This window comes from Blautia sp. AF34-10 (assembly GCF_003477865.1).
Lineage (GTDB): Bacteria > Bacillota > Clostridia > Lachnospirales > Lachnospiraceae > Fusicatenibacter > Fusicatenibacter saccharivorans.
Genome location: NZ_QUED01000013.1, coordinates 76072 through 95664, shown reverse-complemented (window position 1 = coordinate 95664; position 19593 = coordinate 76072). Strand labels below are relative to the sequence as shown.

Here is a 19593-nt window from a genome sequence, read left to right as displayed (position 1 = left end):
CCTTTTACATCTGCCGTTTCAGTTTGATGACCGGCTGTATGCTGAATACCTCATTGAAGAAATCTAATTTTTCCTGGCACAAACCTTGCTCAAGGGTAAAATCGCGGTTGACCGTGAGCGAAAGCTGCAGCTCGCGCTCCTTTAATGTGGCGCGGATCGCCTGAATCTTCTGCAAATGACTCCGGTCGAGCGCATTCGCCAGACGGACGATTGCGGTCAGTTCGGATACTGTCAGATACTGCTCGGCACTCAAGGACGATTCCATCACCAGCTCATCGTAGGACGGGAGCGTAACCGTGTTGTATCTTGCAATCAATGCCACCATCTCACGCTCAATGTGCGACAATCCGATGATTTCATTTGACATGATAATATTATAGGAAGAATCCGCCACATTATTGAAACTGATGTATTTTCCAACGTCATGCAGCATCACTGCCATCTGGAGAAGCAGCCGTTCGCGCTCTTTCATACCGTGCATCTTTTTCGTCGCATCAAACATGGCAAGCGCTGTCATCTCCAGGTTCTGGACATGCGGACGGTTCACTGCGTACCGTTTTCCGATATTTTTTGCCGCCATCAGAATATCATTTTCGAAATTATGACCGCCTTTCAGCAGTTTCATCTGCTCCGCATACTCGTATGCAATACCACGTGTCATATGCACGCCCGGAATCCAGATATGCTCCGCACCCATCATATCAATCAGACATTTATAAATCACAGCAGACGGATACATCAGTGAAGCGTTTTCCAGCGGAATACCAAGTTTTACGGCGAGCTCCATCGGTGACTGGCGGATAATTTTCTCATACCAGGTATTAAAGTTTTCGCGGGAAATGATTTTTGTCGTTTTTTCTTCGATGTTCTGATAAACACTGTCGGTGAAAACATCGCCGATCAGCATAATGTTTTCAATTTTGCGGTCTTTCAGATACATCTTTTTAAAGCTTGATACTTCGTTCCAGATCAGCTCCTCGACCATCTCTTCGTAATGTTCCGTCTCACTCTGAATTCCGGCAAGACGCTCGCGGATGCGAAGACTTCCCATGCGGATGTTCTGTGTTGTGACAAGTGCATCCTTGTCGAACAGGGAAATCTGAAAACTGCCACCGTCAAGATCGAGAATCGCAGTTCCCTTTTCAATGATCTTGTTAAAATTGTCCTCCATCGCCGCGAGCGCTTTATAGCTAAGAAAACGCTGCTCCGAGTTGGAGAGAACCGTGACAGAAAGACCGGTCAGCTGATGAATTTTTCCAAGGACATAGAGACTGTTCGACGCCTCACTGATCGCACTGGATGCCGTTGCACGGTAATCGTCCACGCGATAGCCTTCCATAATCCGCACAAAATCTGCGAGTACACGGCACAGCTCTTCTTCCATTTCCGGGCGAATTTTTCCCAGCGTGTACGTATCTTTTCCAAGCTCCATCCGATGGCAGATCTTATCCACGCTTCGGATACCCTGCTTTTTGGAGATCTCGAAAATCTCCAGAATGACGTCGTAGCTGCCGATATCAATGGCAGCAAATGTGGAATACTGCATATATGCTTTTCCTCCTTCTTTTTCAAAGGATATCCCAAAAAGCCCGCTCCCAATACCAAGCAGACTTTTTGACCTTTTTCTTTTTACTGTTTTCCGAGCAGATAATCGATAAACTGCTGTGCGGTACGGCCGGAAAGACCGCCATGGGACAGTTCCCATTTATTTGCTTCTGCTAAAAGCTCTTCCTCGCTTAACTTCACGCCGTAGCGGTCGGCCAGAACGGAAACGATCTTCTGGAACTCTTTCTTATCCGGCGCACCGAAATAGATGCTGACACCGAAGCGGTATACCAGGGACAGCTTCTCCTGTACCGTATCGGAAGTGTGCATATCCTGTCTCGTTCCCTCTTTGTCGCTGTAGTTCTCCTTGATCAGGTGGCGGCGGTTGGAGGTCGCATAGATGAGGATATTGTCCGGGCGTTTTTCCAGACCTCCCTCGATCACGGCTTTCAGGTATTTGTACTCAATCTCAAACTCTTCAAAGGAAAGGTCATCCATGTAAATAATGAATTTATAATTTCTGTTTTTGATCTGTGCAATCAGCTCATTTAGATCCTGAAACTGATGCTTGTAAACCTCGATCATTCGCAGTCCCTGATCGTAATACTCATTCAGGATACCCTTAATGCTGGAGGATTTTCCGGTTCCGGCATCGCCAAAAAGCAGACAGTTGTTTGCTTTCTTGCCCTCGACAAACGCTTTCGTGTTGTCGATCAGCTTCTGCTTTGGAATTTCGTAGCCGACAAGATCCGAAAGGCGCACATCCGGAATGTTGGTAATCGGGATAATCTCAACGTTCTCTCCTGTATGCGCAATACGAAATGCCTTGTGAAGTCCCAGTTTTCCCACTCCGAAATCTTTGTAAAACTGAACCATATCAGCCATAAATTCATCTGCGGATGCAGCCTTTGCCAGACGGATGGCCAGCTCACAGATACGATCCCGGACTTCTTTGTTGAACAGTTTATTCGGACTGTCCGTGTTCTCGTAGGAACTGATGACAGAGGCATCGCCGGACTCAAAAATCTCATCAAAAACACAGATATCAAAATCAAACAGTTCTTTGAAACGGACAAAATCATGTTTTGCCATCTGGTTGATGCTTCCCTCTACTTTTCCGACAATCTCGCACGAGGTGGAAAATGCATTTTCTTTGTTTACCAGAAGATATGTCAGATAATCGTGCCAGAGATTTCCGGAGAAGCCGTAGCGGTTTGCCATCTCGACAAGGCGGTTCAGTGCCTCGTAAAACTGCGGCTCATATGCGCTCATATTCTCACGGAACCGACGGTCCTTCAGGGAAATCTGAGCATTGACCAGTTTTTTGTAGGTCTCCACCAGTATCGTCATATCGCGCAGTACCTCTCCCTCTGCGAAATCGCGGTAGAGGATACATTCTTCTATTCTAATCATCTTTTGTCTCTTCCTTCCTGTCATTTTTCATTTTATTTATGCGAAAAGCCGCTTGGTACGGCCCTCTCTTCTGGATTAATAATTTCCGAAAATCCGGAATTTCGCGGATTCTGCCTGCAATCCGCGCAGTGCGTTTTTGACTGCCGGATCGCTTAAGTTCCCCTCGAAATCCACGAAGAAACGGTACTCCCATTTCCGCTGCGGAATCGGGCGGGACTCGATTTTGGTCATGTTCAGATCGTTGTAAATAAAATGTGCCAGTGCATTGTAAAGAGAACCGCTTTGATGCGGCAGTTCCATGCATACGCTGATTTTCTGTGCATCCTTTACAAAGCGTTTCTGACCGGAAATAATAACAAAGCGTGTCGTATTGCCCCGGGCGTCAAAAATGCCTACTTTTAAGATCTGCAGTCCGAAGTGTTCTGCTGCATATGGGCTTCCGACGGCTGCCATCGTCAAATCCCCGCTCTCAGATACTTCTTTTGCAGCGGCGGCCGTATTCAGTCGTTCCTCTGTTTTCCAGTTTTCATTGGAATCGAGAAAACGGCGGCACTGGGCCAGTGCCTGCGGGTGGGAAATCACGGTACGAATGTCCTCAACTTTCGCACCCGGCAGTGCCATCAGCACATGCTCGACCGGCAGCTCCTGCTCGCCGACGATGTAGTGCGGGTATTCCACGAGAAGATCGTAAATGTCGGATACGATGCCTGCGGTGGAATTCTCGATCGGAAGCACAGCGTAATCAGCCTCGCCCTTTGTGATCGCCTCCATCGCCTCTTTCCAGGTGTCTACGTGGAAACTGGTGATCGTATCATCGAAAAATTCTTTCATGGCACCGAAGCTATAGGCGCCCTCCACACCCTGGAAGACAACTCTTCTGCCGTGCGTCGGGAGATGGTCAACCTGTGTGTAATCGGTCATCTCCTCGCCGCCGTTCTCGGTCAGCAGCTGATACTGGCGCTTCCGGCTGATCGACATGATCTGCTGGAACAGCTCCTGGATGCCTTTTGTATTGAATGCATTTGTTCCCTCGCCTGTCAGCTTTTCCAGCTTCTGGCGCTCGCGTTCCGCATCAAAAACGGCTTTTCCTGTCTCTATCTTGTACTGCGCAACCTCCGCCGTCAGCGCCATCCGGTGCTGGAACAGGCGGACGATCTCGTCATCGGTGACATCGATCTCGTCGCGGATTTTTCCTAAGTCTAGCATATCTGGTCCTCCTGATACTCTGCATTTGTTGCAGATATCAATATTTTACTCCATCTCCGTTTAATTTACAAGAAAAGATCTTCCGAAATTCGGCTTTTGTACAATCTTTTTCCTTTTTGACTGCTATTTCACTTTATTTTTTCACATTTCATATTACTCTGCTTTTCGACCTTTTTCCTGCCATTTTTTATCTTGCATTTATCCTGTTTTTGTGTTAAGGTGGAACACAGAAAAAATAAGTTACTGTTCACTCAGCAGGGAAACACCTGCTGTTTCGCTGCGTAAGAAAGTGATTCAGGCGTGAGCAGCCCTCCTTTTGCGAAGCAAAACTTTAAATGAGGGCTGCGAATGTTACCGTTCGCAGGGACCTGTGAACGGTAACAAAAATAAGGATCTTCATAGGAGGTAATATATGCGACACTTAATGAGTCCCCTTGATTTCTCGGTCGAAGAACTGGATCAGTTAATGGATCTGGCGAACGATATTGAAAAGAACCCGGAGAAATATGCACATGCCTGCGATGGCAAAAGACTTGCTACTTTATTTTATGAACCAAGCACACGCACCCGTCTCAGCTTTGAGGCTGCCATGATGAATCTTGGCGGTACTGTTCTTGGTTTTTCTTCTGCCAATTCTTCTTCCGCTTCCAAAGGTGAAAGCGTAGCCGACACCATCCGCGTGGTATCCTGCTTTGCAAATATTTGTGCCATGCGTCATCCGAAAGAAGGCGCTCCGCTTGTTGCATCGATGTACTCCCGTATTCCTGTGATCAACGCAGGTGATGGCGGACATCAGCATCCAACGCAGACTCTTACCGATCTTCTCACCATCCGTTCTTTAAAGGGTCGCCTGAACAATCTTACCATCGGTTTCTGCGGCGATCTTAAATTCGGCAGAACGGTTCACTCCCTGATTGAAGCGCTGGTTCGTTATACCGGCATTAAAATTGTATTAATCTCCCCGGAGGAGCTTCGTCTCCCGGATTACATCCGTGATGATGTGCTGCGCGCAAACAATGTTCCATTTGAGGAAGTTATTAAAATGGAAGATGTTCTCCCGAAGCTGGATGTCCTTTATATGACCCGTGTCCAGAAAGAACGTTTCTTCAACGAGGACGATTACATCCGTATGAAGGATTTCTATATTCTGGATCAGTCCAAAATGGATCTTGCTTCTCCGGAAATGCTGGTTCTGCATCCGCTGCCGCGTGTCAATGAGATCTCCGTTGACGTGGATAACGACCCGCGCGCTGCTTACTTTAAACAGGTTCAGTACGGTGTTTATGCACGTATGGCCCTGATTCTGACGCTGCTGAACATCAAAGTCGATTAAGAAAGGAGCATCTTTCGCTATGCTGAACGTAGGACGTATTGAAGAGGGCTTCGTGCTCGACCATATTAAAGCAGGAAAGGCTATGACCATTTACCATGATCTGGGACTGGACAAGCTGGACTGTACCGTAGCCATTATTAAAAATGCCAAAAGTGAAAAAATGGGAAAAAAGGACATTCTGAAAGTTGAGTGTTCGGTTGATAAGATGGATCTTGACATCTTAGGCTTTATCGATCACAATATCACTGTCAATGTCATTAAAGACGGCGAGATTACGGAGAAAAAAGAACTTCATCTGCCGAAACAGGTGGTTGATGTGATTAAATGTAAAAACCCGCGCTGTATCACTTCTATTGAACAGGGATTAAAGCATGTCTTTATCCTGGCTGACCCGGAAAAAGAGGTTTACCGTTGCAAATACTGTGATGAGAAGTATACAGGAAACAGAAATAAATAAGAGCTGTACGGCAAAGCGCCCGGAACCACGTTCGGTTTCGGGCGCTTTCTTTTATCTTTCCTATGCAGTTTTTGCTTCTTTCGAACCGAGGCACACAATCAGCCAGCCGATGAAGGCCGCAAGAGATGCGCAGATCAGCATCGTGCCAACACCGGCTGCATCGATAAGCCAGCCGCCAAGCAGGGAGCTCATTACATTTCCTACGGTGATGGTCATCGCCATATATGCCTGTCCTTTAATCGAATCCTGCGGCTCCATGATACCATCCACGTAATAGACGCAGGCGACGTTGATCAGCGCCCAGCCGAACATCTGGAACGGCTGAGCAGCGTAGTACGTCGGAATATTAAAGGCCAGGAAGGTTCCTATGCTTTTCAGGACAAAAAACAGGCCGGAGAGGCGGAACCAGAAAACACTGCTCTTCTTTTTCAGCAGATAGCCGAACAGAAACATCGTTGGCAGCTCGGAAACTGCAGAGATGGTCATCGCATTTCCCATCTCACCGCTGCCACCACCTTTTGCCATTGCAATCTGATAATTGAAGCTGTTAATCAGGCTATGTGACATAAAGATCAGAATGCAGCCAAGCAGTACTACCACGAGGACGGATACCGTTTCAGAAAATCGACCGGACCGGCTGCTCCTGTCTCTTCTTTTTCCGCTTCTGCTTTTTTCCTGTCCTTTTTAAACGGAAAGCGAAATACACAGATGAGGAAAAGAATGGTCAGCGCGATAGCCAGATCGGAATCATGTCTGCTCCAAAGGATGCGGTCAGCCGGCCGAGCAGCCATGATGCAATCGCATATGCAACGGAACCCATGCCGCGCCCGATTCCGTAATCAAGTTCCTCTCCCTGGCGGATCGTCTCCATACCAAGAGAATTAACGAACGGAATCATCAGCATCAACATCGTAATGCTTGCACCGTACAGCAGTGTCCTTACCACCATAGAACTGCTTTCTGCCGTTGCAGCAAGGGAAATGACAAGAACAAGCTGAATCAGGTTCGCTCCAAGGAGCATTGTTCGTACGGACGGGCTTTCCGGCCGATCTGCGTAGGATGCCAGCGCAGGCTGCAGAACCGCTGACACGATACAGCCAACTGCCGTCAGAAGGCCGATTTGTGTGTTTGTGAAGCCTTTTTCAAGAAGATAGACGCTGGCATACCCCATCAGTGCCGCGTATCCCATCCAGTAGCAGCCCTGAATCGTGCCATAGCGCACGGACAGGTGTTTTTTCATGTTTTTGTCCCCCTTTTTCTACAACTTTTCCCTTATCGTAGCGTATTCTGCAGAAAATAGCAACTCAAAATCAACAATAAAACTATTTAGAATTTTTTCGAAATGCTTATTGACTTTTCACTTTCCCTGTGATAAAAAGTATTTAGATAAATTTCTAATTACGTTGCATTCATACTGTCGGAAAGGAGGTTTCCGTGGCATTCGCAGAAACGTTTAAAGCTCTCTCCGATCCTGTCCGGCGAAGGATTCTGGAGCTTCTGAAAAACGGAAGACTTTCTGCCGGGGAGATCGGATCGCACTTTGATATGACAGGTGCAACCATCTCCTACCATCTCGGTATTCTGAAAAAAGCAGACCTTGTGCTGGAATCCCGGGAGAAAAATTTTATTTATTATGAACTCAACACTTCCGTCCTGGAAGAAATCATGCTCTGGATTTCAGAGCTCAAAGGAGGCACTTCTGATGTGGAAAAAATATAAAACAACACTGATTCTGACAACACTCATTTCTCTTTTTCCGACGGTGATCGGACTTCTGCTCTGGAATCGCATGCCGGACACCATTGCCACCCATTTTGGCACAAACAACGTTCCCAACGGCTGGAGCAGCAAAACGATGGCAGTGATCGGTATTCCTCTGTTTCTTGCCGCTCTGCAGATTTTTACCGCTGTTTTCACTTTTTCTGATCCGAAACGGCAGAACATCGGCCCGAAGATGATCCGTCTTGTTCTGTGGATCATACCTGTAACCTCCCTGATAGTCTGCTGCTCCATCTATGCAAACGCAGTCGGCATTGCAGTTGATATCGGTTTTGTTGCCAATGGAATTGTCGGCCTTCTCTTTATTCTCATCGGCAATTACATGCCAAAATGCAAACAGAACTACACAACCGGCATCAAGGTTCCATGGACCCTTCACAGTCAGGAAAACTGGAACCGCACTCACCGCCTCGCCGGCTGGGTTTGGATCATCGGCGGCGTTGCCATGATCGTAAACAGCTTTCTGCAGCTTGAATGGATTTTATTTCTCACGATCGCAGCGCTGATTTTGATTCCGATCGGATATTCCTTTCTCCTGTTTAAAAAAGGAATCTAAACCCGGAGAATTTTTTATAAGAAAATTCAACGAAGTTTCCTGTTTAAAAAAGCTTCTGTTCTTCCCTTTTTCCGGGAGGAACAGAAGCTTTTTTATTTCGCGATTTTTATATCTATAAGGAAATAATTCCTATTTTTATACTTATTCTATTGGATGCAGATTTTTCAATGATACATCAAGAATCGGTGCAGAATGCGTCAGTGCACCGCTGGAAACATAGTCTACGCCGGTGTCGAGGATAGTGGCGATATTTTCTTTTGTCACATTTCCGGAGCACTCGGTTTTTGCTCTGCCGTTGATGACGGCTACCGCCTCTTTCATCTGCGCCGGAGTCATATTGTCGAGCATGATAATGTCGGCACCTGCATCTGCTGCTTCGCGGACCATATCGAGGTTTTCACACTCGACTTCAATCTTACGCACAAACGGAGCATAATCGCGTGCCATCTCGATCGCTTTTGTGACACTGCCTGCAGCTCCAATATGGTTGTCCTTTAACAGAACGCCGTCGGACAGATTGTAGCGGTGATTCTGGCCGCCACCGATTTTGACTGCATATTTTTCAAAAATACGCATATTCGGGGTCGTTTTTCTGGTATCGAGAAGGGTCGTTTTGGAACCTTCGAGCAGCTTCGCAACGCTTCTCGTATACGTTGCGATTCCGCTCATCCGCTGCAGATAATTGAGCGCGGTTCTCTCACCGGACAGCAGAACACGGATATCGCCGTTTACGGTTGCGAGCAGATCGCCTTTTTTGACTTCGTCGCCGTCTTTCACATACGGAATAATCTCGGTTTTCTCATCGAGCAGCGTAAATACTCTTGCAAATACTTCCATACCGGCAATGACGCCGTCCTGTTTGCAGAGAAGCTGTACCGTTCCCTGGCAGGCTTCTGGCATGACAGCATTCGTGGTTACATCTTCACTGGAGATATCTTCCTGCAGCGCCAACAGCAGCAGATTATCCACATTTAGTGTTCTTGTGATTGGATTCATATTTGTCTTCCTTTCTGATCGCATCCCAGATGCTCTCTTTGCAGCGTTCTGCATATTCTTCCATATCCTGGTAATCTTCTTTTCTAATATCGTACCGTTTTGCAAGGAGCTTCCATTCATCTTCCTTCGGCTCCGTTGCCGTTTCTTTGCGGTCTGCGTTCTCTACAAGACCCTCTGCGGCCCATTCGGCAGCCATCTTCTTTGCCGCGCGCTCTGCGAATACAAGGCTCTCCAGCAGAGAATTGCTTGCCAGACGGTTTGCACCGTGCACGCCGTTGCAGCTCGTCTCACCTGCTGCATACAGATGATCCATCGTCGTTTCGCTATTGCTGTCTACCTTGACGCCGCCCATAAAGTAATGCTGGGCCGGTACAACCGGAATCGGTTCTTTCGTGATATCATATCCCTCTTCCAGGCATTTCTGGTAAATATTCGGGAACCGTTCTTTTACATCAAGCGGAATCGTTTTCATGGAAAGCCATACGTGCTTCGTGTGATCCTTTTCCATCTGGCGGTGAATCTCACAGGATACCACGTCACGCGGCTGCAGCTCATCGGTGAAACGCTCGCCATTTTTATCGAGCAGTACAGCGCCCTCTCCGCGGACAGATTCGGAAATCAGGAAACGGCGGCCTTTCTTTTTGGAATACAGCGTTGTTGGGTGAATCTGTACGTAATTGACATTTTTCAGCGCTACGTTCCTGTGAATTGCAATTGCAAGTGCATCTCCTGTCAGATGCGGGAAGTTCGTAGAATTATCATAAATTCCGCCAATACCGCCGCATGCCCAGATCACATCCCTAGCATAAACCGGAACCAGCTTTCCTTCTTCATCCCGGATCAGAACACCCTCGCAGCCATTTTTGCAGGAAAGAATATCACACATTTCCGTGTGCGCAAGAAGCGTCACGTTCGGCAGCTTTTTTACCTGCGCGAGAAGCTTGCTCGTAATCTCCTTTCCGGTTACATCGTCGTGGAACAGGATGCGATTGGTAGAATGTGCGCCTTCTTTCGTATAGCAGAGTTCCCCGTTTTCATCGCGGCGGAAATCCACACCCCAGGCGATAAGCTGATTGATGACATTCCGGGAAGAACGGATCATAATGTCGACGGATTCCGGCGTATTTTCATAGTGGCCGGCATGCATCGTATCCTCATAGAACGCATCGTAATCGTCTTCGTTTTTCAGAACACAGATACCGCCCTGTGCGAGGAAGGAGTCGCTGTCCTCGGTATCTGCTTTTGTTATCATCAGAATATCGGCTTCCTGGGGCAGATGAAGTGCCGCAAAACATCCTGCCACACCGCATCCTACAATCACTGCATCATAATACTTTTTCATTTCATTTCCTCTTTTCCGCTTCTGCGTTCTGCTTATTTTGTTACTTTGCAAGCTCGAGCATTCTTAACAGCGGCGCATGTGCGTCTGAAATTTCCTGTTCGCTTAACAGAACTTCATTCTCCTCATTTTCCAGTGCTACTATTAATTTGTCCAATGTCACTTTTTTCATATTTGGGCAGATCTGCGTATTTCCCACTGCATAAAACTTCTTATCCGGGCAGCGCTTTTTCAGCTCTGCGAAAACGCCAAGCTCGGTTGCAACGAGAAACTCGGTATTTTTACTTGCCTCGGCATATTTGATGATGCCTGCGGTGCTTCCGACGTAATCGGCAAGTGCAACGACTTCACTTCTGCACTCCGGGTGAACGAGAAGCTTTGCCTGCGGGCGCGCTTCCTTTGCAGCCTTTGTAGCTTCCGGGCGGATGGCAGCATGTACGTGGCAGAAACCGTCATTTAAGATGATATGTTTCTCCGGCACCTGCTCAGCCACATAGGTACCAAGATGCTCATCAGGGATAAAGAAGATGTCGTGGTTCGGCAGTTCTTTTACAATTTTTACTGCGTTGGAGGAGGTGACACAGACGTCGGAATGACTTTTTAATTCCGCGGTGGAATTGACATAGCATACGACAGCCACATCCGGGTACTCTTGCCGGACTTCCTTGATTTTTTCAATCTCTGCCATGTGAGCCATCGGGCAGTCGGCATGCAGATCCGGGAGCAGTACTTTTTTGCCCGGGTTTAAGATTTTGGCGCTCTCACCCATGAAACGAACGCCGCAGAGAACGATGACACTGGCGTCCACTTTCGTCGCCATGTCGCTTAAGTAATACGAATCCCCGATGTAATCGGCAATTTCCTGCACCTCATCCGGCACGTAATAGTGTGCCATGATGACAGCATTTTTTTCTTTCTTTAATGCTTCCAGCTTTTCTCTTCTGGTATCCATTGGTTTTGTTTCCTTCCTATTTTTACTATAACGATTCAGAACCCTGAATAGTGATATTTTTTTAACACTTTAGCGCTTAGTATACCACAACTTTTGTCATGTGACAAGACAGTTGTAATATCCATTGTCCATTTTTTTCCTGCCTTTTCCCTTCCCCGTGCTCTATAATAGAAAGTACTTGTCTAAGACATGAAAATCTGTGACGCAGTAATTCACGTTCTGCTGCGCTGAATTTTTGCATTATTTTCCGAGATTGCTATAAAAACACCCGTAAATTTGACGGTTGAATAATTATCTACAAAAAAACGGCCACAATACCCATATTTACTGGGTTTGTAACCGTTTTATCACCATACAGCCGTCAAAGACGGGATTCTATCATTTCACCTCTGGTATGTCACTATTTACCATTTCTTCCGCCGTATCTTCTTCTATTTCTGTCTTTGTCACCTGTTTGATATGCTTTTTTTTCAGATGCAGATATACGAATTCCCGAAAAATAGTATAGAACACGGAAAGCAACGGAATGAAAACAAGCATACCTACAATTCCCATAAGATTTCCGCCGATCGTAACTGCTGCAAGAACCCAAATCGATGGAAGCCCTACAGACTCACCCACAACATGAGGATAGATCAGATTTCCCTCGATCTGCTGCAGCACCAGAAATACTATAATAAATAAAATTGCCTGTTTCGGATTTACCATAAAGATCAAAAAGCTTCCCACTGCACACCCGATGAAGGCTCCGAAAATCGGGATCAATGCCGTAAACGCAATTAAAACTCCGATCAAAAGTGCATATGGCATCCTCAAAATGCTCAATATCACAACAAACATACAGCCAAGGATCACGGCTTCCAGACACTGACCTGTAAGAAAATTTGCAAATGTCTGATAAGTCAGAGAGCAGACTTTAAGAAAAGCATCTGCTTTTTCCTTTGGAAGAAAAGCGAAAAATACTTTTCGAATCTGCACCTGCAGCGTTTCCTTCTGAAAAAGGACATAGCAGGCAAAGGAAAATGCAACAAAAAAGGCTGCCAATCCACTAACTATGGAACCCACTGCTGACATTGTGATATTCATCATATTTCCTGCACCATTTCCAAGCAGGCTTATCCCCCACTTGATCGCCTGATCCGGATTAAACTGTACCTGATCTACAAGCTTCATGATTTCCTGGTTATTATGGGAAAACTCCCGGATCCAGCTTTGCATCTGCGGAATAAAATCAGCGATACTCATCATCAGGGTTCCTATTGTCCGCGTAAGCTGCGGAATCACACCAAACATCACCAGTACAATCACGCCAACCGCAAATACGATCGTGAGGAACAGGCTTATCGGTCTTGCCAGTTTTTCGACTATCTTATTTTCTTTTTTTGCCCTTCCAAAAATTTTCTTTTCCAAAAAGCTCATTGGCACGTTGGTCACAAATGCGATCGCTCCGCCAAGTACAAATGGAAATACGATCCCCCATATTGCTTTCAACACATCGAGTACCACATTAAACTTCCACAGTGCGACCACAAGAAATGCTGTAAACACAATAAGTTCCCGGATTTTTTTTACAGATTTTTTACTTATATCCACTATCATTCTCCTCTTTTTCTTAATTTCATGCGTATCCATTTAAGTAGCTGAATAATCGGAAAACTTGCAAACGCAAATTTTCAAACTCAAATTACTCCCCTTTATTAGACCTAATCGTATAACAGAATCGGTACCTCTGTCAAGATTTTTGAAATTATATTTAAAGTATAATAAGATATAGTCGCTATTTTCTTTCTTGCCTTTTCCCTTCCCTATGGTCTATAATAGAAAGTACTTGTCTAAGATACGAAATTGCTGATAAAGGAGCATTCTATATGAACAAAAAGGAAATTGCCGAAATTAAAAAACTGTTTACCCCATCCCACTGTGCGATCACGCGAATCTGCGGATGCTATGTGGATGCGGAAAAGAATATTAAGACAAAATTAAAAGAAGCGTTTCTCTCTCTCGAAGAGGAAGAAATGTTTAAGTATTTTAAGATTTTTAAAAGCACCCTCTCCGGTACCATCGGAAAGAATCTGCTGAATATGGAGTTCCCGCTCTCCCAGGAAAGTGAGGGCGGCACACAGGAGTTTCTCTTAAAACTCCGCAACAGTGAGCTGAAGGACGAAGCGCTGATTGATGAATTTTATGAAAAGGTGATGGCGGATTATCTCTATCCGGAAAACTACTATATTATTCTGATCCATGGTGCCTACGATGTACCGGGACGCGCTTCTGATAATCTGGATATGGACGATGCTTCCGATTACGTCTATGAATTTATCCTCTGCAGCATCTGCCCGGTAAAACTCGACAAACCGGGTCTCTGCTACAATGTGTCCCACAATACGATTGAAAACCGCGTGCAGGACTGGGTGGTCGGCGCACCGGAAAACGGTTTTCTCTTCCCGGCCTTCACAGACCGCAACACGGATATCCACAATCTGCTGTATTTCACGAAAAACGCAGAGATGGATCAGCCGGACTTTCTCGACCACTTCCTGGGCTGTCAGGCGCCGCTTTCCGCGAAATCTCAGAAAGAAACGTTTCAGTCTATTATAGAAGAAACTCTCGATTCCGCCTGTGATTTTTCTACTGTTATGACCATTCAGGAGAACTTAAATACCATGATTGAAGAGCGGAAAGACGATCCGGAACCGGTGGTGCTCGATAAACACGAGGTAAAACGTCTGCTCGCCAGCAGCGGCGTACCGAATGAACAGCTTGACGAGTTCGACGAGAAGTACGAATCCATTGCGGATGAGAAAGCAAGCTTCGTTGCCTCGAACGTGGCCAGTACACGGAACTACGAGATCCGCACCCCGGATGTTATCATCAAAGTCAGCCCGGAAAAGGCCCAGCTCATCGAAACCCGTACGATCGACGGAACACCGTATATTCTGATCGAGGCAGCCGATGAAGTGGAAATCAACGGAATTCTTTTAAAACCGTCACGGCCATCCGATGCGGATGATACCGAATTTTAACAGCCAAATGACAGCGAGTCTTTCTCCCTGTCCGAAAAAAAAGCGGCAGTCCCAGACAAAAGGGCTGCCGCTTTTTCTTCCTTTTTATTTATGCTTAGCAGAGTGCTTTTCCAAGTGCAATGCATGCTGCCTCAGCTTCATCATCTGGCGCGTCTGCGCAGATCACGCTGTCGCATACCAGCTCGGCGCCATCATTTTTGCAGCTTTCTTCCCAGGTGCGCATCCACTCGCCGTCTCCCCATCCATAGGAACCGAACAGAGCGATTTTCTTTCCGGAGAGTTTGGATTCACATGCGGAGAACATTGGCTCGAACTCGGTATCTTCCAGCTCTTCTGCCCCCATAGCCGGGCATCCGAAAGCGATTGCATCGTATGCATCTACATCATCCGCAGAGAAATCTGCGCAAGTCAGAACAGAAACTTCTGCGCCTGCCTCTTTTGCTCCCTCTGCTACTTTCTGTGCCATCATTTCTGTGTTGCCGGTTCCACTCCAATAAACTACTGCTACTTTGCTCATGTTTCAAATCCTTCTTTCTTTATTTTCTGATTCCGGGGGATTTTTCTTTCCCCGATCCTACTGCCCTTTTTATGGTATGCAGGATTTTATGTTAAACAGCTACGGTGAGCTGTAAAACGCTTCTTCCCTGCTTCCAGAGACGCAGATACACGTTTCTGCATTTCTGATAGCGCTGAAATGTTTTCTGTGTTTCGCACTCATTGCAATAGACCTTCCAGCATCCCTTGCATTTATAATTGTGGCCTTTGTTCTCAATAAAACCGATCACATCACCGAGCGGATAGTTGAGAAACACACCGATCTCATGCGGAAATCCTTCTTTACACTCTGCTACCCGGGTTTTCAGGCGATTCAGTGCATAGGCAATGTCTGTATTTTCATATCCATAGGATTTTAAAAACGCTGCATTCTCCGGATTTTCCAGCTCCTTCTGGAGAAGCCCTTCACGGTACACATAGACCAGTGCTCTTGTCTCATGCTCCCGCAATACAAAGATGTGAATTCCTTTTGGTTCCAGACAGGCACTCCAGTATGAAATCTGATCTTCCAGTTCTTCTTTGGATGAAAATGTCATATTACATAAATTTGCGGCTTTGATGGAAGCCAGCGTTGCCGAACAGTGTTCGATCAGAAATCTCTCAATCATGCCTTTTACGTCTCCTTCTTACATTGCTGCTGCGCAGTGCTCATCTAATACCGAGCGAAGTGCGGTGGCACTGCTGGTATGGATTCTTGCGATCGGAATATTGTTTTTCTTTGCTTCCTGGGAAGCAGTGATGACCATTTTGTGGGATACGGTGTTGGTAAAGAGAATCATCAGATCCGGATTCCCAATTTTTTTCTTAACGGAGCCATGCTCTTTCGGGAACACCTTTGCTTTACATCCATAGTCTTTACAGATATCTGTATATTGACACACCATTCTTTCATTTCCACCGATAATTACGACACTCATCTTCTCTACCTGCCTTTCTGTTGTTATCTTATGCTACTTGAAATTAGTTTATTCTAACTCCTGTGTTTTAAGAAAGAATCCCTCTACCGGGATCCCGTATGATTTTTGGTTTTATCCGTTGTACTTTAGTTAGCTATATCTAACTGTTGGGTATATCATACCGTTTTTGTCGGATTTTGTCAAGGATATCCTGCAAATTTTTCCGGCTTTTCTTGAGAAAATTGTATCATTTTCTTTTTCACATCACGCTGGTGAAAGAATATTCGCAATGGAAGCAGAGACTTTTCCTGCTTTTGTTAAAAAGCCGCTGGAATCTTAAGAAGAAGACTCCAGCGGCTTTCCCGTTGCTATTCTGTTCTGTTTTTTATACCGGCTCGTCCAGCAGGTTACCCATACTCTTTAAGCCAATATAAAGAGTAGATGTATTGTGAAGCAGTGCGGAAGTGGTTGGCTGTAAAATGCCGCCCACGCCGAGCAGAATCAGTCCGGCATTGAACGTAACGATAAAGCGGTAATTCTTATGAATCCGTTTCATCAGACGGTTGCTCAGCATACGAAGCACCAGAATTTCTGCCAGATCGTCTGCGGCAACGGTGATATCCGCGATCTCACGCGCAATCTCTGCGCCCTCGCTGATGGCGATTCCAACGTCTGCGGCAGAAAGTGCCGGTGAATCGTTAATACCGTCACCGATCATAATGACTTTACGTCCCTCTGCTTTTTCTTTCTCCACAAAGTTTGCCTTATCCTCCGGCAGTACCTCAGCATAGTACTCGTCCACGCCGACCTTCTTCGCGATCGCTTTTGCCGTGCGCTCGCTGTCTCCGGTCATCATGACGATCTTTTTCAGACCTGCTTTTTTCAGCTGACGGATAATTTCGGCCGCCTCCGGACGAAGCGGATCCTCAATGCAGATAACTGCTGCAAGTACACCTTCTAAGGCAAGATAGAGATGAGAATACTCCTCCGGCAGATGACGGAACTTCTCTTCCATCCTTCCGGAATGATACTGTTCTCATCCTCAAATACGAAGTGATAACTTCCAATAATCGCTTTTTTGCCATTGATCGTTGTAGAAATACCGTGTGCAACGATATATTCTACTTTGGAGTGCATCTCCTCGTGATCCAGATGTTTCTCTTTTGCCGCGTCTACTACGGCTTTTGCCATGGAATGCGGAAAATGCTCTTCCAGGCAGGCTGCGATGCGCAGAAGCTCATCCGTGCTCTTTGTTTCGCTGAAGGATACCACCTCTGCTACGGTCGGCTGCGCTTTTGTCAGTGTTCCGGTCTTATCGAAAACGATCGTATCCGCTTCCGCCACAGCCTCCAGGAATTTACCGCCCTTTACGGTGATCTTGTGCTGGTTTGCCTCGCGGATTGCAGAGAGAACGGAAATCGGCATGGCAAGTTTTAACGCACAGGAGAAGTCCACCATCAGAATAGAGAGTGCTTTCGTTGCATTTCTGGTCAGAAGATACGTCAACGCCGTTCCACCAAGGGAATACGGTACAAGACGGTCTGCCAGATGCTCTGCCTTGCTCTCCAGTCCGGATTTCAGTTTCTCGGACTCTTCGATCATCGCGGTAATCTTCTCGTAACGGCTGGATCCGCCGGTCTGCTTCACAAGAATGGTAAGCTCGCCCTCCTCAAGAACCGTTCCCGCATAGACAACGGAACCTAAGGTACGGCGTACCGGAACAGATTCTCCGGTCAGAGAAGCCTGGTTTACCATACCCTCGCCGTTGGATACCTCGCCGTCGAATGGAATCAGATTTCCCATATGTACGACAATCTCGTCGCCCGCAACAATTTTTTCAGACGGAACGAGAATTTCCTGGCCGTCTTTTTTCAGCCATACCTTTCCGACGTTCAGCGACATGCTGCGTGCCAGATCTCCGACGGATTTTTTATGCGTCCATTCCTCAAGCAGCTCTCCTACGCCGAGCAGGAACATGACAGAGCCTGCGGTTCCATAGTCGCCGCGGAGCATCGAAACACCGATTGCGGTTGCATCAAGAACCGGAACTTCGATCTTTCCCTGTGCCAGTGTCTGGATTCCTTTCCAGATATATTTTACGGAAACAACCGTAGTATAGATGGCACGGATCGGTGCCGGAAGAAGCCATTTTCTTCCAAAGTGGTAAATCACTTTGCTGATCAGCTTTTCCTGATATTCGTTGTTTAACGCTCTGCCGGAGCTCTCAAGCAGTCCGGTCGGCAGCTCTACTTCCTCGTAGTGGAAGAGCTGTATCATCCGAATCACAGCGGCTCGTTCTCCCTCGTAACAGATCACGGCATCGCCGGTTCTGTCATATACCTTCGCGAAAGATACCTGGTTCTGATTCTGCAGATAGTACAGCAGTGTCTCTGCCTGTACGGAGGACATGCGCTTCTGTGCCAGATGGATTCGGATTCTGCCTCTGCTTTCGTGTTTAATATAAAATTTCAAATCTTATGCCTCCTAGAAAAACACCTGCAGAGAATTCTGCAGGCGTTTTGTTTTTTCCGTATGAATACGACGTAAATCAGATGTTGCTGTGTACAGCTTATGCCTCAACCGTATCCTCTGCTTCTGCTTCAACAGCTTCCTCTGCTGTCTCTTCAGCTACATCCTCTACTGCCTCTTCTGCTGCTTCACGCTCTTCGTTGATCTGTTTTGCGTCAGCATAGATGTCCTCCGCATTCTCCTGGATGGTCGTTACCGTATCCATAACAACTTTCTTTGCACGAAGAACAGCTGCGGTGCAGTTGGTGTAAAGTTTTTTCGCATCCTTGCTGGACAGTGCTTTGATACCTGCTGTTCCGAATAATACTCCTGCTGCGAAAAGTCCTGGATGTTTTAAATCTTTGATTGTCATATTACATTTCCTCCTATTGTTAAAATAAATTTTTCCTGAATTTTACATCTTCCCCCGCTGTGGTTCACAGTATAGCACTCACCTGCTCGGTTAGACAATACGTACAGTTCTTTTTGATAATTATTTTCATTAAAACAGGGAAAACGGAAGGAATTTTCACCCGTTTTCCCCGTTTTTCAGCCTTCCACCGCTGAAACAATCACATTTTCAATATCCTGATTCTGAATATAGCCCTTTGCCTTCAGTCCGGATTTCATCACGTCCATCCACATCTCTCCGCTTAAACGGCAGATGGTATGATCGCTCAGTTCTACGGTACAGCCCTGATCTTTGAAGCATTCTTCTCCACAGGCAATCTTGTAAAAATTTTTGCGGCTGATTGCACCGATGCTCTCCAGTGTATTCACCATGCGATACACCGTAGCAGGCCCGATGCTGCTGTCTTTCTGCAGAGCTTTATAGTAAATTTCTTTACAGCAGGAGCACTCCTCTTCCAGGATAATATCGAGCAGAATCCGTCTCTGTCTGGTTATTCTGCATCCCTGTTCCCGGAGCTTCTGAATAATCAGTTCTCGCTTCATCTGTGTTCTGTGATAATTTCTGGCTTCATGCTTTGTCTGTTCCTGCGGCATACGTTCTACCTCCTGATGATGATTCCTGTC

Annotated in this window: 19 protein-coding genes and 1 pseudogene; 5 read left to right on the top strand and 15 right to left on the bottom strand. The window is 46.4% G+C overall.

Annotation, left to right across the window (positions count from 1 at the left end):
• Positions 1 to 4: 4 nt before the first annotated feature.
• The 3 genes from DWZ60_RS09880 to pheA all read right to left on the bottom strand — a co-directional run bounded on the left by DWZ60_RS09880 (position 5) and on the right by pheA (position 4164).
• On the bottom strand, positions 5 to 1546 hold the full coding sequence (locus tag DWZ60_RS09880; RefSeq protein WP_117510294.1) for a Ppx/GppA phosphatase family protein: 1542 nt from the start codon (positions 1544 to 1546) through the stop codon (positions 5 to 7).
• Positions 1547 to 1629: 83 nt separating this feature from the next.
• The gene (locus DWZ60_RS09875) at positions 1630 to 2958 is read right to left on the bottom strand and encodes an ATP-binding protein (protein ID WP_119221589.1); all 1329 of its coding nucleotides are present in this window, start codon (positions 2956 to 2958) and stop codon (positions 1630 to 1632) included.
• A 75-nt stretch (positions 2959 to 3033) separates the two neighbouring features.
• Complete coding sequence (gene pheA, locus DWZ60_RS09870) at positions 3034 to 4164, bottom strand: prephenate dehydratase (RefSeq protein WP_119221588.1); 1131 nt, start codon at positions 4162 to 4164, stop codon at positions 3034 to 3036.
• A gap of 412 nt (positions 4165 to 4576) precedes the next feature.
• On the opposite strand from pheA, the gene pyrB reads away from it, so the two are divergent.
• Together pyrB and DWZ60_RS09860 are read left to right on the top strand one after the other, a co-directional pair.
• Positions 4577 to 5497, top strand: coding sequence for an aspartate carbamoyltransferase (gene pyrB, locus DWZ60_RS09865; protein WP_022462762.1), 921 nt, complete (start codon positions 4577 to 4579; stop codon positions 5495 to 5497).
• A 19-nt stretch (positions 5498 to 5516) separates the two neighbouring features.
• Entirely contained in the window at positions 5517 to 5954 is a 438-nt protein-coding gene (locus tag DWZ60_RS09860) for an aspartate carbamoyltransferase regulatory subunit (RefSeq protein WP_022462761.1), read from the top strand.
• 60 nt (positions 5955 to 6014) lie between these two features.
• On the opposite strand, the gene DWZ60_RS09855 is transcribed toward DWZ60_RS09860, so the two are convergent.
• Positions 6015 to 6554 (bottom strand): MFS transporter, encoded by a 540-nt coding sequence (locus DWZ60_RS09855; RefSeq protein WP_119221587.1) that lies wholly within the window; start codon positions 6552 to 6554, stop codon positions 6015 to 6017.
• Between the two features lie 124 nt (positions 6555 to 6678).
• Positions 6679 to 7194 carry an MFS transporter gene (locus DWZ60_RS09850; RefSeq protein WP_119221586.1) on the bottom strand — a complete coding sequence of 172 codons (516 nt, stop codon included), beginning with the start codon at positions 7192 to 7194 and terminating at the stop codon, positions 6679 to 6681.
• Positions 7195 to 7388: 194 nt separating this feature from the next.
• On the opposite strand from DWZ60_RS09850, the gene DWZ60_RS09845 reads away from it, so the two are divergent.
• Positions 7389 to 7673: an autorepressor SdpR family transcription factor gene (locus DWZ60_RS09845; protein WP_118666844.1), complete on the top strand. Its 285-nt coding sequence runs from the start codon at positions 7389 to 7391 to the stop codon at positions 7671 to 7673.
• Positions 7657 to 8289: an SdpI family protein gene (locus DWZ60_RS09840; RefSeq protein ID WP_119221585.1), complete on the top strand. Its 633-nt coding sequence runs from the start codon at positions 7657 to 7659 to the stop codon at positions 8287 to 8289. Before DWZ60_RS09845 ends, DWZ60_RS09840 begins: the two co-directional genes overlap by 17 nt.
• A gap of 141 nt (positions 8290 to 8430) precedes the next feature.
• On the opposite strand, the gene nadC is transcribed toward DWZ60_RS09840, so the two are convergent.
• The 4 genes from nadC to DWZ60_RS09820 form a co-directional block, all read right to left on the bottom strand.
• The gene (gene nadC / locus DWZ60_RS09835; protein ID WP_022462757.1) at positions 8431 to 9285 is read right to left on the bottom strand and encodes a carboxylating nicotinate-nucleotide diphosphorylase; all 855 of its coding nucleotides are present in this window, start codon (positions 9283 to 9285) and stop codon (positions 8431 to 8433) included.
• A complete protein-coding gene (locus tag DWZ60_RS09830) occupies positions 9251 to 10627 on the bottom strand; it encodes an L-aspartate oxidase (protein ID WP_119221584.1) in 1377 nt (458 codons plus the stop codon). Before DWZ60_RS09830 ends, nadC begins: the two co-directional genes overlap by 35 nt.
• Positions 10628 to 10667: 40 nt before the next feature.
• A complete protein-coding gene (nadA, locus tag DWZ60_RS09825) occupies positions 10668 to 11576 on the bottom strand; it encodes a quinolinate synthase NadA (protein WP_119221583.1) in 909 nt (302 codons plus the stop codon).
• Between the two features lie 378 nt (positions 11577 to 11954).
• Positions 11955 to 13169, bottom strand: a complete 1215-nt coding sequence (locus DWZ60_RS09820; protein WP_243038280.1) for an AI-2E family transporter — start codon at positions 13167 to 13169, stop codon at positions 11955 to 11957.
• A 275-nt stretch (positions 13170 to 13444) separates the two neighbouring features.
• Between DWZ60_RS09820 and DWZ60_RS09815 the strand changes: the two genes are divergently transcribed.
• Positions 13445 to 14599: a DUF4317 domain-containing protein gene (locus DWZ60_RS09815; protein WP_022462754.1), complete on the top strand. Its 1155-nt coding sequence runs from the start codon at positions 13445 to 13447 to the stop codon at positions 14597 to 14599.
• A gap of 94 nt (positions 14600 to 14693) precedes the next feature.
• On the opposite strand, the gene DWZ60_RS09810 is transcribed toward DWZ60_RS09815, so the two are convergent.
• The 6 genes and pseudogenes from DWZ60_RS09810 to DWZ60_RS09785 all read right to left on the bottom strand — a co-directional run bounded on the left by DWZ60_RS09810 (position 14694) and on the right by DWZ60_RS09785 (position 19563).
• Entirely contained in the window at positions 14694 to 15116 is a 423-nt protein-coding gene (locus DWZ60_RS09810; protein WP_022462753.1) for a flavodoxin, read from the bottom strand.
• 91 nt (positions 15117 to 15207) lie between these two features.
• On the bottom strand, positions 15208 to 15762 hold the full coding sequence (locus tag DWZ60_RS09805; protein ID WP_055228382.1) for a DUF3793 family protein: 555 nt from the start codon (positions 15760 to 15762) through the stop codon (positions 15208 to 15210).
• A gap of 18 nt (positions 15763 to 15780) precedes the next feature.
• Positions 15781 to 16071, bottom strand: coding sequence for a DUF2325 domain-containing protein (locus tag DWZ60_RS09800; protein ID WP_022462751.1), 291 nt, complete (start codon positions 16069 to 16071; stop codon positions 15781 to 15783).
• Between the two features lie 364 nt (positions 16072 to 16435).
• Positions 16436 to 18522 (bottom strand): annotated as a pseudogene (locus DWZ60_RS09795) (heavy metal translocating P-type ATPase).
• Between the two features lie 97 nt (positions 18523 to 18619).
• Positions 18620 to 18931: a DUF6110 family protein gene (locus DWZ60_RS09790; protein WP_022462749.1), complete on the bottom strand. Its 312-nt coding sequence runs from the start codon at positions 18929 to 18931 to the stop codon at positions 18620 to 18622.
• Positions 18932 to 19107: 176 nt separating this feature from the next.
• The gene (locus DWZ60_RS09785; protein ID WP_022462748.1) at positions 19108 to 19563 is read right to left on the bottom strand and encodes a transcriptional repressor; all 456 of its coding nucleotides are present in this window, start codon (positions 19561 to 19563) and stop codon (positions 19108 to 19110) included.
• Positions 19564 to 19593: the final 30 nt, after the last annotated feature.